A 13867-nucleotide genomic window follows, 5' to 3' on the forward strand; every position below is an offset into this window, starting at 1 on the left:
TGTCATGACTCCTCTGGCTCGGGGACGGTCCGGCCCGTCGCCCGGCGCAGGGCGGCGACCTCGTCGCGACGTCGCCGGGCGGCGGCCGCGGTCTTCTCGACGCGGGCGATGCCGACGGCCAGTTCGGCGCGCCGCCGGTCGTGGGCCTCGGTGAGGCGGGTGATCTCGTCACGCCACTCGTCGTCGTACCGTCGGCGAAGCGCGGCGACGCTCTCGGCGAGCTCTTCCTGGACGCGCGGCAGGCAGGCGGCGGCGAGGGCAGCGATCTCCTCGTGCGCGGCGGTGATGACCGGGCGGGCCTGCCGCAGGAACTGCTCCCGGGTCGCGTCGGCGCCGCGTCGCCCGATGAGCGCGCCGAGCGCGCCGCCGATGACGGTGCCGATGACGGGGGCGACCAGACTGCCGGCCAGGGCACCGGCCATCGCCCCACCGCCGGTGCGCCAGTTGTCGCCGGAGGTCAGCCGGGCGCCGATCGCGGTGAGTGCCTGGTCGATGCCGGACATGTCTGGGGCGGGGAGTTCCGGCCACGCCACCGAGGGCACGGGGGGAGCGGTCCGGGACTCGCCGGCCAGTCCGGCTAGGGCGCTGTATTGGGCCGTGAAGTCCCGGGCGAGTTCGTCGGCGGCGGTGGTCAGCAGTTCACCGGCTCGGCGCGCGGCCTTCTGGACGACGCGCTCGGCGTGCCGCCGCAGGTGGCGCCGGACCAGGCGGGACACCTCCTGAGCGGCGGCGGCCAGGTCGTTGATCTTCTCGCCCGCCACGGCGTCGCCGACTTTACTGTCGAGCTTGGTACGGGACGTGCCGGACATCCCGATCGTGGCGGCGTTCATCTCGGCCCGGGTGCGGTCCAGCGTGCGCGCGGACCAGGAGTCGAGAACAGCGGTGAGGTCCGGCAGCGTCAGGGCCGCCAGTTCGCGCTCGCCACGAGCGAGCGCGGTGCGTCGGGCCTCGGCGGTCTCCTCCACCGCCGACAGCAGCTCCGAGAGCAGCCCGAGCACCGTGGCGGCGATGGCGGACTGACGGCTGTCGGCGGCCAGCCGCGCGATCCGCGCCTCCACCCGCTCGAACACCGCGAGATGACCGGCCCCGTCCCGCTCGCGGCCGCCGCCGGTGACCTCGCCAAGTGCCTTTCCCGGGGCGCAGGGCAGCAGCAGCGGATCGGCGCATCCCAGATCCCGCAGCCGGCGCTCGGCCACCTCGACAGCTTCGGCGCGTTCCTCCTCGTCCAGTAAGTCGATCTTGGTGAGCACGAACGCGCACCGGTCATGATGGTCCCGCAGCGGCCCGGTCAGGAAGTCCGCCAAAGTCAGCGACATCGCCGCGACGGTGGGCACCACCACCAGCGCCAGGTCCGCCTGCCGCGCCGCCGCCTCGGCCAGCTCCCGGTGTCCCCGCTCGGTGACGCTGAACCCAGGGGTATCGATCACCGTGAGGCCGCCGCCGAGCAGCCGGGCCGGCGAGTGCACCCACAGCCCGCTGACGTCCTCGGCGAGTTCCGTGGTCAGCACCCGCTCCAACGCGCGCTCCATGGTGCCCGGCCCGGACTTCAGCCCCGCCCACCGGGCGAACGGCGCGGACGGCCACTCAAGGACGGTGTCGTCAATTGTCCTCACCGTCAGGCCCTCGGCGCCCCCGAGGCACTCCAGCGACGTGGTCGTACGCGTCGTCACCAGGGCGGAGGAGGGCAGCAGCCGGCGTCGCAGGAAGGCATTGAGCAGCGTGCTCTTGCCAGAGGATGCCTCGCCGAACACCGCCACCCGCAACTGCGGGTCGGCCGCGCGGGCCCGAACCGCTGTGAGGCGGGCGCGCAGCTCGTCGGAGCGCTCGGCCGGGAGGCCGAGACTGTCGAGCAGTTCCTCAATCCACCGCAGATTCCCGGCGACCACAGAGGTCCAGCCCGCCCCGGTTCCGTTCACCACCAGCTGTTCGGTCACGGCGGCAGCCTAAGAACGACTAGATGGTCAGATCCTCGTCACATGATGGGATCGGCAAAAGCCGCCGCAGCGGCACGCGCCGAAACCCTGCGGCGGACCCACCCTCCCGCCGCGTAGAGCAGACGAGGACAGACGTCTGCAAGGAGGGGACCGGAAAGTGGGAGGGCACCGAGTCAGAGCCGTCAAGGACACGGCGGCCGCGGTGGCGGCGATGGTCGCGCTGACCGGGTCAGAGGCGCCGGGGGCGGTCCCTGCCCGTGGCCTCGGCGTCGGCACCGAAAGTCCCTGGGGGCGCAGATGCGCTACCTGGTCCGGCAGCACCCGGCGCGTGGCCGAGCTGCTCGGCATCAGCTAGCGCACCGTCGAACGCTATGTGAAGACCAGATCAAAAGCCCCGGCCCGAGCTCGCTTACCGTCTCGACACGCCCAGAACGCTTGTCTCGAGGGGTTTCCAGTGCACTGGGCCGGTTTCTGAGCGAGTAGCGCCACCAAGCGCGGGAGCACCACCGCAGTACAAGCGGGACATGGATCACAAGAATTCGGCCGGAGCCCTCAATGGAGCACGCGCTGAGCAGAGCCGCTCTGGCCGACCGGTGTCTCGAGTGCGAGTGTGCGCGCCACTCTGCCTACCAGCTGATCAGCATCACGCCGCCGCTGGCGCCGCTGGCCATGCCGAACAGGACCACCTGTGTGCCCGGGCGGAGCCGGCCTTGGTCGGCGGCGTGGGCGAGTTGGAGGGGGAGGGTGGCTGCGCCCATGTTGCCGGTGCGGTGGAAGGTGGGCACGACCGTGTCGGGCTGGATGCTGAGGCGTTCGCAGAAGGTACGGACGAAGGGGACGGACGGCTGGTGGAGACAGATCAGGCCGAGTTCGTTCGGGTCGGTGTGCTGTTCCTTCAGCCACTGTGCGGCGCGGGTGTCGATACCGAGGAAGGAGGCGAGGAGCTTTTCGGAGTCGATGTGCAGTCCCGACGGGCCGCTGGGGGCGTGGTGGGGGTTGAAGAGGGTGGCGGCCGGCCAACCCGCGGAGTTCGCCATGAACGTCTGGGCGATGATGCCCGGCCGGGGGGAGGCTTCGACGAGCAGGGCGGCGCCCATGTCCCCGCCGGTCAGGGACGCTAGCCCGGTCCGCAGGGTGGTGGGAGTCAGGCTCCATCGGCTGAGGCGGCTGAGGGTTTCCCCGCACGCGATCAGGATCCGACGGTAACGGCCGGCGCGGATGAAAGCGTCCGCGACCTCCAGGGCGTTCAGGACGCTGTTGCAGGCGTTGGAGACGTCGAAGACCGGACAGGACAGCCCCGTCCGGGCGGCGACGATGTGGGCGTTGGCGGGTTCCTGGACATCGGCGCTGACAGCGGCGAACATCAGCAGGTCGACTTCACCAGGTTCGAGGCATGCCTGGGCCAGGACACGGCTGACGGCATGGCAGGCGAGGCCGGAGGGCACGTCGCCGTCCGCGGCGACGACGCGTTCTTCCAGCCCGTAGAGCCTGGACAGCAAGCCGACCGGAACCCGTACACCAGGGCTGTGTTCGCGCAGCCGGTCCTCGATGGCTCGCGCGCTCTGGCGGCCGTCAGGCAGGTGGACCGCGACCTGGGTGATACGGCTGTAAGCACTCCTGCGATCCGAAACCATCACGCGCCCTTTCCTCACGACAGAGGCGCACGCCGCCCCCTCCGGGACCAACGATGAAGCCCGCGCGCGGGTGCGGGACCTGAGGGCGGCAGCCACCCGGCTGGATGCGACGCCGATGCCGGTCGCCCTGGCCTGGTTGCTGCGGCGGTCCCCGAGCATCCTGATTCCCGGCACCTCGCCGGTGGAGCACCTGCGCGAGAATGGCGCCGGCGCGGGCTCCCGCTCTCCGACGAGGAGCTCACCGAGTTGGACAAGATCGGCCGGTGACAGCAGGACGCGGCCCAGCCCCCCAGCAAGACCAAGCGGTGGCCGGTCCGGAGTGTGGTGTCAGCCAAGCCAGACGATGTCGATGACGTACAGGCGGCCCGCCGGGCGGTTGATCCAGGACACGGCGGTGATCTGTCCGACCGAGGCGGAGCGGACGTCCTCGCCCTCTGGGTCCCGTGCGTCGAAGGGCGGGAAGGACCACGGATCGCGGCCGGCAATGTCCAGCACGTCGCGGACCATCTCCCGGGCGTGCCCGGGCAGCTCCTCTACAACGGCCAGGGCTTTCGGTGACAGACGTGCGAGCCAGGGCGTACCGCTCACGGGCGGGTGCCGGGGACGTCGGCCAGGTCGACGCCGTCGGAGTCGTCGCAGCCGCCGACGAGGAAGGCCTCCAGGGCCGGGGCGGCGGCGAGGCGGGCCTGCCAGGTGCGCACGACGTGATGGAGCGGGCTGAGGCTGTAGCTGTGCCGGGAGTCCTCCAGCGCCCGTGCCCAGTCATGCTCGAAGGCGGGCACCCACGTGCTGGCGCGGCTGCTCTCGCGGAGCTGGGCGAGCAGCTGCGCGGCCGCGGCCGGAGCGGGCGGGGTCGGCGGGACGGGCGCGTGGTCAGGCTGGGCGCTCATGGCTCCTCCAGGCGGGGGTCTCCTCGCCACGGTACGCGGGACACGCGGCGGTGGGGGCGAGCATGCGCTGATCCGCTTTCGGTTCGTCGGGTCAGTCGGCGACCTCGCCGAGGCTCCCGGCGAGGTCGCGCAGTTGCTGCTCGCTGGCGCCTGTCTCCTGTGCGCCGAACGGGCGGTCCGTACTCATGGGCAGGGTGTGACGGTCCTCGTCCTCGGCCTTCTCATGGACGGCTTCCCGGCGCCCCGCACGCAGCCGCAAATGCATCCAGGCCTCCACCCCCGCCTCCTGGCACACACCGCCGCACTGCAGATCCCGCTCGGCAACCGGCACACCACGCGCGGCATACAGCCGGTCCGTGCGGTAGACGGTCACCCACAGATCCGGCAACTCCGGATGCCCCAGATCGTCTCGGGCCAGGTCCAGATAGATCCGCAACTTCGTGTGCCAGACAATATTGACCACCTACAACCGCCCTTCTGCCGTGAAAATCCCAGCAAAGGGACAGTAGGACGCGCCACTGACAACCGGCAGGCCGCACGCACGCGGCAAGAGCGAGAAGCGGTCACGCTCGACGCAGGCTGTCGGGCCTCATCTTCGCCAACAACTCCATCCGCCTGAGAGCCACTGGCCAAGGACCTCTACCAGACCACCGCGCATCTCGGCGTTCGTGGGGATATCGTTCCGCGGCGTCGGGCCCGCAGGTGTACCGGCGACTGAGCCTGATAGGTGTCCTCTTCCCGGGAGGAGGCCTGTGGCGCGCGTGAAGGTGCTGAGCTGCTGTACCTGCAGGCCATCGCTGCCGAAGCCCTTCCCGGGCGCCGCTCCGGCCTGGACCGCAACAACATCGTCGCCGTACACACTGGTGAGTGCTAGGACTCGGGCAAGCGGGTCCCCGCTCTAACAGCGCAGCTCGAGCGGCGCGGTCGGCGGGACCGTGCCCAGCATGAACCATGACTGACGCAGCCGGGTCGCCCAATGAACGCCAGCAGAACGACAACAGGTCGCGACGGCGCTTGATGCGGGGCTCTCGTGCCGATTGGCTGTCCGTGTTCGTCGCCATCCTTGCATTGGTCGTCTCACTCCTGAGCTACCAGCAATCTCGGAAGGCACAGAGCGCTGCCCAGGAGTCCGAGCGGCAGGGAGGCGCGAAAAGAGTCGGTTTCTGGCAACAGAATTACACGAACCCGCAGGTCCTCAACGTCTTCAACCGGAACTCTTTCGACATCGACGAAGCGACAATCACGTTCAGCGACGGGTATTACATCAAGGTCGGCCTCGTGCCCGCCTGTCACGGCTGGACGTTGGCCGGCTTCAGCACGGCACAGAAAGGCGGCGGCACGTACACACTGCCCTTCCCCGCACGGTTGGACTTCCGCGACCAGGACTCACCTCCCGGCAAGTGGACCATCGACGAGAAGCCGCCGCATCGGCAGGAGACTCCCCCAGCGCTGCCCACTCATATGGATGCGACCGAGGCCTACCGGACGAATGTCCGTGGCCCGTACTACGTGGGCTGCGCTACCTAGATGGCGCCCTGGCCGCCGAGGCCTGCGACCAGGGCGCAGGCGTGCGCAAAGGCCGTTGGCCTCGGCTCGGTATCGGGGTGAATCAGCAGATCGAGTCCCTCGTAGGAGTGTTTCCCCCTCGGCCGTGAACCCCGGGCCAGGCGGAGCCGTCGGTAGGGGCATGTAGATCGGCGAACAGCGCATCGCAGAACCCGGTCTCGAGGTCATGGACACCACCGCCCCACCCAAGGCCGCTAACCACCCATCCAGCATGCAGAACCCATAACCCCAGCTCACACATCCCGGCCTCCCCATTCGAACCACGCACCCCGCTTCTCAAAGACCAGCAACACACCAGGTCAGCCAGCGCCCGGTACACCAGCCACCGCCCCCTCCAGCGTCAGCGTGTGATCAGTGCAGGCGCATGGCATCGCGCAGGGTGGTGAAGAGGTCTGTCTGGTCGGTGACGCCGAGGACCCGGTAGGCCTGCGGTCCCTGGGCGGCGATGCGGACCTGAGTACCCGTGTGCTCCTGGGTCTGGCTGGGGGTGTTGGTCGAGTAGTTGACCTTCATCTGCCGGTCCTCGCCGGTGATCAGGGTTGCGGAGAGGCCGGGCGGGGTGGCCTCCAGCGGGACGATCTGGCTGGTGTGGCCGTGGTCGGCGGTGGTCACCACCAGGGTGTCGGGGTGCTTGGCCGCATAGTCGCGGGCCACCTTGACCGCGCGGTCGAAGGCCACCGTCTCGCCGATCTGCCCGCACGGGTCGGCGGCATGATCGCGTTTGTCGATGGAAGCGCCCTCCACCTGCAGGAAGAAGCTCTGCCCGCTGCCCCGCCGCTGTTGCCTGGCCTCGAGGAGTTCGATGGCCTTTGCCGTCGAGTCCGCCAGGCTCGGTGTGCCCGGCGGGCGGTTCGGGTTGGAGGTGACACACCGCTGCCACTCGCTGCCGTCGCGCGTTGCCGGCTTGCCTGTCCACTCCGTCGGCAGGTCGTCCCCGGCGAACAGGCCGAGCACCGGCCTGGCGGGGGTGACGGCTTTCATCGAGGCGCTGCTGGTGACCACCTGGTAGCCGAGCATGCGCGCCTGCTCGGTCACGGTCATGCCCTTGTACCTGCCGACGGTGACCTCCTGGTCGAAGCGCTGCTGCCCGCCGCCGAAGAGGACGTCCACCTTGTGGTTGACCAACTGCTCGGCGATCGAGCCCGGCCCTTTCTCACCAAGGGTGTCGGTGGGGCACTTGGCCATGTCGGCCGGGCCCTTGCAGGAACGGTCGGTGACATGCGAGGCCATCACCGCCGGGGTGGCATCGGTCAGATCGGCGGTGGTGACATTGCCGGTCGCGTAGTCGTTGTCCTGCGCCAGCTCCAGGATCGTCGGAATGGCCTGGTCGGTGTTCGGCGTCTTGGAGATCCGGCCGTTGATCGTCTTGCGGCCGGTCGCGAATGCGGTGCCGCTGGCGGCGGAGTCGGCCACATAGTCCGGGGTGCCGTCCTCGTGCACGGCGTACGTGGTGTAGGCGCCGGTGAGCGGAAACTTGTCCATGTTCAGGCGGCCGCCCGCCCCGACCGTGTAGTTGCGGGCGAGTGTGATCTCCGCGTCGCCCATGCCGTCGCCGATCAGAAGGATGACATTCCTGGCCTTGCCGTGCTCGATGGCCCGCACGGCCCGCTCCCACGGCTCCACGGAATCCCCGCCGGAGGTAACGCCCGCGATCACCGCCGACGCAGCTAGAGCGGCGCCGGCCACCGCGGCGACCACTGCCTGCCGACGAGACGGACTGCGCATGAACGGGACTCCTCAACGCACCCGCAGGACAGATGCCAGCCGGGCTTCAGACCATCATCCATGGGCCAGTCGACGCTGTTCTCCCTGGCACGCGGGCAGCTACGCCGAACGGCGCCGGGAAGGGTAAAACTGCGGCCGACATCGAGGCCAGCAGTCGTGTCCCCGAATGTCGAGTTGAAATGGCTCGGCGAGTACCTGCTCGCGACCTGCTCAGGTGGCCGCGTCGAGCGTCTCGGCCGGCACCGCGCCTTCGACGCCACCGGGCGTCCAACAGACCGGGCGCTCTTCGCCGTGATCCGAAAACAGCCCAGATAGAGGCCACGACCTCACCGGCTACGGCGCTGCGCGCTCCCAGGCGATCACAGACGAGACGCGGCCAGTACGAACCCCTACCGGTCCGGCAGGCGCCGTCTACGCCGTGGTGTCTGGCGTCCACACGAGCAAGGAATTGCGACCCTTGGAGTTGCGCACGACCTGTATGCCCGCCTGGGTGAGCGCCTGGCGGTATCGCCGCAACTCTCGCTGCACCACCGTCCCGTGTCCGATCGTGCACACCACGCGGAGCTGTTCCTCGTCTGGGCCGTGATCGACGACGAAGCCGTCTTCGGTGTCGCTGAACTCCGTACATCCGGCCCGCCGCAGAATCTGGCGGATCGTTTCGGCGTTCCGGCCCCACCCGTCCGGTGACGGACGCGGCCTGAGCCTGTGCCGGGCCGGCGGGCGGCCTTGGGTGTGCTGTGACCCTCTCACCCCCGGCAGCACTGCTGGAGGCGCAGCCAGGGAACTGGCTGCCGGCTCCGCACACTCCACGACGGCTCTGATCACCGAAAGCGGCACGACCCCTTCCCACCCCAGCACACGCATCCCAGCGGCGCCTTCCGCACGGACCTGCAGCCCAGCGATGGAGGTCTCCAACCACTCATGGCCTTCGTCGCACGCCATACCTCATCATCCGGGCAGATCCGCGCGCCCTGGCCCTGGACACTCCAAGGTGTGAAGTAATGATCGCGTCATGAATAGAGGAGGCCTCGCAGGTCCTTCGAGGTCATCGGCTGGCATCCCACCGCCGAGCAGGCCCTGACCGCCTGACCAGCGCCGTGCCGGACCACGGCGCGGTGAGGTGCCGCTGTCGAGTCTGGTGTGAATCGGCTGGCGCCGGCTGCACGCAAACTCCCATGAGGACCGCCCGAGGAACTGGCATCGGCGATCAACGTAGGTGTCCTCGACCACGATGGTGCCGACCCGTACCGGGGTCGGCTGAGCTGTCGCCGACGGGTGAACGCGCCGCGAGCGCTTGCGTCATGACGGCGGCCACGACTGCGGCCTCTGTACAGGGCGGCTCGCAATGGGTACAGGCCGGGCCGCTCACCTTCGCCCAAGATCTCACCAAGACCGCGGATCGCATTACCGGGGTGGCGGAGCTCGCGATCCCCCTTCTAGCAGATGAAGCTCCGTATCGGGCTGGGCGGTTGTGTGTTTAGGCTGAGGGTGAGTGCTTAGGCCACAGGCACACCGCGGGACACGTCGCGAGCAAGCGTGCGCTCCTGCGGTCCTGTCCTGTCCCTATGCCCTCAGGAGGTGCCGTTGTGAGCGACGGAAGCCAAGGGATGCCCGGCCCCTTGCCGAACGGTCCCCACACGGACGGGCCCTGCGAGGGCGTACCCGCCACTTCGGTGGATGCACTTGAGGTGCGCAATCGGCAGCTCGCGCGGGCCGCGGTCGAACCGGCGCAGCGGATCCTGGTGCACCGCTACCGTCTGGCCGTTCTCGCCGAAGGGTTCGAACTGCTGAAGCAGACGTCTCAGCGCTTCAACATCAAGCTGCACACGCTCGCTGGTGCCGTGGTGCGTGTCGCCGGCCCGGACGCCGGTGCCGAGCAGTGGTTTCCACGCCGGGCCCGCTTCGTCGCCCCCGCGCTGCCGGATCTGGCGCTGCGCGGGGCGAGGGCCGAAAGTCAGGCAGTGGTTCTCCGGGCGGCGCTGCGGCGGGTCCTGCACGTCACCGAAACCGATATGGGCAACGTCCAGCTCGCCGAACACGGGATGCTGCGCCTGGAGAAGCACACCGGCCTGAACCGGTATTTCACCGACTTCTTCGCTTTCGTCCAGGATTCGACCACCTCGTGCGCGCAGGCCGCCCAGGAGCGTCAGCAGATCACCGTGAAAGACGTCGAATCAGCCGACATCTTCGATGACGATTCCCGCCACGCCATCCTCCAGGCCGGCAGCCGCGCCGCCCACAGCCTCCCCCTGACCAGCCGTGGCCACGTGCTCGGCATGATCTCCTCCCACCACGAACACCCCTGGCAGGCCTCAGCCAGACACAGCTCACCGCCTTGGAGAAGACCGGCACCACCGTGGGCCGATGGCTGCACTGGCACCGCCAAACCGTCGTCCTCGACGCCCTGGAACACCTCCACTCCACCGCACGCAATCACCGCTGACCGTTTCGTGCCGAGCCACGCCCGAGGCGCTGGCCAAAACGCCGCTTGTGATGACAGTCTGGGCAAGCGGGAGCAGGCTCTGGTCGAAACAGAGACGGCCCCTCGCAAACGGGGCTCGCTTAGGAAAACAGGCGGGAGCCGTCAACTCTTTTCGGGGTGGACGGCTGTGTGTCCGCTCGACCGTGCCCAGTGCCTGGCCCCGCAGATGCATCCCCACCCACCGCGGCACCGAGGTCCTCGCCCGCCTGCGACCCACGCCGGTCCCGGCCACAGTGCGGTCGTCAACCGGTCTGTGCCTCGTTGCTTTGTGCGCTCCTCGAGGATCTGGGGCGGGGTACTCCTCGTTCCCGTCGCATCTAGGGACGTCCAGCTTGCGGAGCTGCGTGCTTCCGTCGTCATCGCTGCGCGCCTCAAGCTTCCGGCTTCATGCTGCCGCTGGGTAGCCGCCGCCCGACCTCACCGGGCCCGATGGCCGGCGGCATCCCCGCCGGTGTCGTCGGCGAGGACGACGGACGCGGTGATCCGTTTGCCCACCGGTTCCCGGTGAACGCAGAAGGTCTGGGACACCGCCATGACGATTTCCAGACCGTGTTGGCCGAGCCGGTCCGGGTTCGTTGCCTGAACCGACGGCAGGGTGGTACTGCTGTCCCACACGCTGATCTGGACGGCACCTTCGTTGATCTCCAAGTCCAGCAGGCACGGTCCGGGCGCGTATTTGCGGGCGTTGGTCACCAGTTCGCTCACGACCAGCTGCACCATGCCCATCGCCCGCGCCGACACCGGCAGCCCATGCTCAGCCTGCACAGACGTGAGGAAGTCGCGGGCCATGTCACGGGCCTCGGCGATCTCCTCGCTGCCCTCGAACGCGGCAAAGGCCGCGATCGGACGGTCGACGACCGGCTCCTGGCCCTCGTTTTGGGCAGCAGCATCCATGGACCCGCCTCACTTCCGAAGCGCCGTGCACTGCCCACGCGCTTACCCCCGAAACCTCTCAGCATCCTCACACTGGGCACGACCTCTGACAGCGGATGCCCACCGTTGCCTCTGGCGCTGGGCGGCACGGCGCCGGGCACGAGCCGGAGCTCCTCCCGCCAGTGGGCCAGGCTGTGGCGAGTGGCGAGGGCTTCGCGCCGACGGCGGTCGCGCTCGCGCACCTCCACCACTGTCACCCCGGTGCTGCCCCGCGACAGCACACTGCGCGGGCGTCGCGCGCGAACGGTGCCTCCAGAATCCGGGGGCGATCGGCGGCGTGGCCGGGTCTGCTGCTCAGGTACGAGAGCAGTTCCAGGCTCTTGCTGATGCGCAGGCGGGCCTCGACGCCGTCGACGATCAGGGCGTGGCGACCGAACTCCGAGACCGTCACTGCCGGCAGGCGCTCCGCGACCTGGATCTTCGCTCCTTGGGCGGCGAGCGCCCGCCGACTGCGTGCCACGGGGTGTCGCCTCGGCCTCGGCGTCGTTACGGCGCGACGCACGGCGGGGAACTTGGTGAGGATCTTGAGCAGTACGTGGTGGGAGCCCTGGGGGCCGATGTCTCCAGGGCCAGGTCGGCGGCCCGGTCGGCCGCGACCTCGTGGCCGGCGCGCCATTCCGCCTCCGCCAGCAGCACCCCGACGATGGGCAGTTCCAGGAAGAGGCCGCCGGCCTTCAGCAGCGACGCGGCCTCGCGCAAGCAGTCGAGCGCGTCGGCGTCGGCACCGCCGCGCAGCAGAAACCAACCCCGCCAGGCCCGCGCTTTTGCCCTGAGCTGTAGCGCATGCTCGATGAGCGGGTCGTTCTCCAGCTCGTCGAGGAGGCCCATGGACGCCGCGGCGTCGCGGCGGTCGACGATTCTGAGCTTGACCAGCCCTTCCGTGAATCCGATGGCGGCCGCGGCTTGCCGGGCGAAAGCGGCGACGTCCTCAGCGGCCCGCGGGCTGCCGAGGTCGGGTGCACCATGTAGAAAGGCCACAGGCATGTCCGGCCTTATGACATCTCCCCGGGCAAACGGTGTAATCAACACCTTCCCGGGCACAAGGTCCCATGGCTGGGGCCCGGTGAAGCAGCGAAACCTGCACCTCCAACCACCGGACCCCAGCCACACCTCGCCCCCCCGCACGGCCGGCTTCACCCCTCACAGCCGGAGCCCGGGCAGTCGCCCAGGGCCCGCCCTAGTTACTCAGACGGGCTCTCCAGGCCAAACCCCCCGGAGACTCGGCAACCAGCCTGCTGCTACTTGGACGTGCTCCGCTGTGATTCGTCCGCCGCCCGGCTCACCGGCTGCCGCTACCTCCGGAGCGACCAGCAACACGTCGCCTCCTCGGCCGTGACGGTGTTCACCGACACCAGCGAACACCGCCTGCCACCTCGCCCACACCCGCAAAAACCCCGCATCGCCCGGATTAGCCCCGTCGCGGCGCCCCTGGCGTGCCTCTTGGTCCCGCCCGGCGCCACCGCGAAAACCCTCATCACCGAATTCGCCCGCTACCGCTGTCGTCCGTGTCGCGCGGCCAGATGGCGATGGCTATCAGCACGGCCGCCCACACCCCCAGCGGCGTGACCGGCCAGTAGTAGGTCAGCTCACTCTTCTGCACACAGCCTGCGCCCCAGATCCCGGACATGATCACCGCCCCACCGAGCCAGTAGCGCCATTCGGCCAGCCACTCCCTGAGGTCTTTGCGGTCCTGCTCCGAGCGGGTCGGCGCCGGTACGGGTAAGTCGGCCGTCAGCGCCGCGAGTTCATCGGTCGTCCGCGCCCGCAGGGCGCGCTTGGATCGGATCTCGTGCTCGTGCGGATCGAGTCGCCCCTCGGCCAGCGCTGCCGCCAGCACACCGAGCGCCTCGTCGCGGTCGAGGTCCGAGACCCGCACAGCGGGTACGGAGGGCTCACGTCGGTCATCCACCCCTGTCTCCTTTCAGCTCCGTGCAGCACGTCACCTGACGGAAGATTAGAATACGACTGTATCTCAAAGATGGGAGTGCGACCGATGCCCAAAACCGTCGACAGGGAGGAACAGCGCCGGCAGATCGGTGCGGCCCTGCTCCAGCTGGTCGCCGAACGCGGCCTCGACGAGGTCAGCGTGCGCACGGTGGCCGCCGCAACGGCCCGTTCCCCCGGCGCTGTTCAGAAGTACTTCCGCACCAAGGACGAGATGCTCACGTTCGCCGCCGAGCTGGCCGGTGAGCGCATCGAGCGCCGGATGGCCGAGGTGAACACCGCATTGCCGCTGCGCCAGGCGCTGCGTGACCTGATCCTGACCACGCTCCCCATGGACGCCGAGCGGCGCGCCGAGGCCACCGCGCAACTAGCCTTCGCCGTCCACGCGGCACACCACCCCCGCCTTGCCGCGATCCGGCGACAGGTCGACCAGGACATCCGTCAGGCACTGGCCACCTGGCTGGAGTCAGCCGGGCACGAAACCCACGCGGCGGCCGTCGCTGACGCAGTCATCGCACTGTCCGACGGCCTGGCACTGCGCATGCTGTACACCCCGCAGGAGCGGGAGCACCTGCTCACAGTCCTGGACCAGGCGCTGGACACCCTGATCCCGGGCCATGAGACAACCCAGCATCTCCGCGAGTAGGCCGGGGAGACTCCCGCACCAGCAGCGGGACCCACCCTCCGGGCCCACGGGCCCCGCTGGTTCAACCGATGCCGGGCGTGCCTCCTCAGCACCCCGCCGACGCTGCGCGTGCC

Annotated in this window: 14 protein-coding genes and 1 pseudogene; 5 read left to right on the plus strand and 10 right to left on the minus strand. The window is 69.4% G+C overall.

The window, feature by feature from the left end:
• Positions 1 to 2: 2 nt before the first annotated feature.
• Positions 3 to 1934, minus strand: coding sequence for a dynamin family protein (locus BJ965_RS00220; RefSeq protein ID WP_184906767.1), 1932 nt, complete (start codon positions 1932 to 1934; stop codon positions 3 to 5).
• A 626-nt stretch (positions 1935 to 2560) separates the two neighbouring features.
• Positions 2561 to 3568: a 3-oxoacyl-ACP synthase III family protein gene (locus BJ965_RS00225; RefSeq protein ID WP_184916573.1), complete on the minus strand. Its 1008-nt coding sequence runs from the start codon at positions 3566 to 3568 to the stop codon at positions 2561 to 2563.
• 79 nt (positions 3569 to 3647) lie between these two features.
• Here BJ965_RS00225 and BJ965_RS38840 point away from each other — a divergent pair.
• Positions 3648 to 3835: pseudogene (locus BJ965_RS38840) on the plus strand (aldo/keto reductase); the annotation flags it as partial.
• A gap of 60 nt (positions 3836 to 3895) precedes the next feature.
• On the opposite strand, the gene BJ965_RS38845 reads toward BJ965_RS38840, so the two are convergent.
• The 3 genes from BJ965_RS38845 to BJ965_RS00240 form a co-directional block, all read right to left on the minus strand.
• Positions 3896 to 4063, minus strand: coding sequence for a hypothetical protein (locus tag BJ965_RS38845; RefSeq protein ID WP_246545796.1), 168 nt, complete (start codon positions 4061 to 4063; stop codon positions 3896 to 3898).
• Positions 4064 to 4152: 89 nt separating this feature from the next.
• Positions 4153 to 4458, minus strand: coding sequence for a DUF6247 family protein (locus BJ965_RS00235; protein WP_184906769.1), 306 nt, complete (start codon positions 4456 to 4458; stop codon positions 4153 to 4155).
• A gap of 91 nt (positions 4459 to 4549) precedes the next feature.
• The gene (locus tag BJ965_RS00240) at positions 4550 to 4921 is read right to left on the minus strand and encodes a hypothetical protein (RefSeq protein ID WP_184906770.1); all 372 of its coding nucleotides are present in this window, start codon (positions 4919 to 4921) and stop codon (positions 4550 to 4552) included.
• Between the two features lie 488 nt (positions 4922 to 5409).
• On the opposite strand from BJ965_RS00240, the gene BJ965_RS00245 reads away from it, so the two are divergent.
• A complete protein-coding gene (locus BJ965_RS00245; RefSeq protein WP_184906771.1) occupies positions 5410 to 5985 on the plus strand; it encodes a hypothetical protein in 576 nt (191 codons plus the stop codon).
• A 390-nt stretch (positions 5986 to 6375) separates the two neighbouring features.
• On the opposite strand, the gene BJ965_RS00250 is transcribed toward BJ965_RS00245, so the two are convergent.
• Entirely contained in the window at positions 6376 to 7749 is a 1374-nt protein-coding gene (locus BJ965_RS00250) for an alkaline phosphatase (RefSeq protein WP_184906772.1), read from the minus strand.
• A gap of 537 nt (positions 7750 to 8286) precedes the next feature.
• Between BJ965_RS00250 and BJ965_RS00255 the strand changes: the two genes are divergently transcribed.
• Together BJ965_RS00255 and BJ965_RS38850 are read left to right on the plus strand one after the other, a co-directional pair.
• The gene (locus BJ965_RS00255; protein ID WP_184906773.1) at positions 8287 to 8436 is read left to right on the plus strand and encodes a hypothetical protein; all 150 of its coding nucleotides are present in this window, start codon (positions 8287 to 8289) and stop codon (positions 8434 to 8436) included.
• A gap of 986 nt (positions 8437 to 9422) precedes the next feature.
• On the plus strand, positions 9423 to 10739 hold the full coding sequence (locus BJ965_RS38850; protein ID WP_313666667.1) for a GAF and ANTAR domain-containing protein: 1317 nt from the start codon (positions 9423 to 9425) through the stop codon (positions 10737 to 10739).
• Here BJ965_RS38850 and BJ965_RS00265 read toward each other — a convergent pair.
• The 4 genes from BJ965_RS00265 to BJ965_RS00280 all read right to left on the minus strand — a co-directional run bounded on the left by BJ965_RS00265 (position 10649) and on the right by BJ965_RS00280 (position 13073).
• Complete coding sequence (locus BJ965_RS00265) at positions 10649 to 11125, minus strand: ATP-binding protein (RefSeq protein ID WP_184906774.1); 477 nt, start codon at positions 11123 to 11125, stop codon at positions 10649 to 10651. The two genes, BJ965_RS38850 and BJ965_RS00265, sit on opposite strands and share 91 nt — an antisense overlap.
• 232 nt (positions 11126 to 11357) lie before the next feature.
• Positions 11358 to 11624, minus strand: a complete 267-nt coding sequence (locus BJ965_RS00270) for a hypothetical protein (RefSeq protein ID WP_184906775.1) — start codon at positions 11622 to 11624, stop codon at positions 11358 to 11360.
• 26 nt (positions 11625 to 11650) lie between these two features.
• Positions 11651 to 12148, minus strand: a complete 498-nt coding sequence (locus tag BJ965_RS00275; RefSeq protein ID WP_184906776.1) for a hypothetical protein — start codon at positions 12146 to 12148, stop codon at positions 11651 to 11653.
• A 490-nt stretch (positions 12149 to 12638) separates the two neighbouring features.
• Positions 12639 to 13073, minus strand: a complete 435-nt coding sequence (locus BJ965_RS00280) for a DUF1707 SHOCT-like domain-containing protein (protein WP_313666668.1) — start codon at positions 13071 to 13073, stop codon at positions 12639 to 12641.
• Between the two features lie 84 nt (positions 13074 to 13157).
• Between BJ965_RS00280 and BJ965_RS00285 the strand changes: the two genes are divergently transcribed.
• Positions 13158 to 13754 (plus strand): TetR/AcrR family transcriptional regulator, encoded by a 597-nt coding sequence (locus tag BJ965_RS00285; RefSeq protein WP_184906777.1) that lies wholly within the window; start codon positions 13158 to 13160, stop codon positions 13752 to 13754.
• Positions 13755 to 13867 lie beyond the last annotated feature (113 nt).

This window comes from Streptomyces luteogriseus, assembly GCF_014205055.1.
In the GTDB taxonomy this organism is placed as follows: Bacteria; Actinomycetota; Actinomycetes; order Streptomycetales; family Streptomycetaceae; genus Streptomyces; species Streptomyces luteogriseus.

Coding starts and splice junctions, on each gene's coding strand:
- BJ965_RS00225 (WP_184916573.1), bottom strand. CDS start 3,568: ATGGTTTCGGATCGCAGGAGTGCTTACAGCCGTATCACCCAGGTCGCG.
- BJ965_RS00235 (WP_184906769.1), bottom strand. CDS start 4,458: ATGAGCGCCCAGCCTGACCACGCGCCCGTCCCGCCGACCCCGCCCGCT.
- BJ965_RS00245 (WP_184906771.1), top strand. CDS start 5,410: ATGACTGACGCAGCCGGGTCGCCCAATGAACGCCAGCAGAACGACAAC.
- BJ965_RS00250 (WP_184906772.1), bottom strand. CDS start 7,749: ATGCGCAGTCCGTCTCGTCGGCAGGCAGTGGTCGCCGCGGTGGCCGGC.
- BJ965_RS00265 (WP_184906774.1), bottom strand. CDS start 11,125: ATGGATGCTGCTGCCCAAAACGAGGGCCAGGAGCCGGTCGTCGACCGT.
- BJ965_RS00275 (WP_184906776.1), bottom strand. CDS start 12,148: ATGCCTGTGGCCTTTCTACATGGTGCACCCGACCTCGGCAGCCCGCGG.
- BJ965_RS00285 (WP_184906777.1), top strand. CDS start 13,158: ATGCCCAAAACCGTCGACAGGGAGGAACAGCGCCGGCAGATCGGTGCG.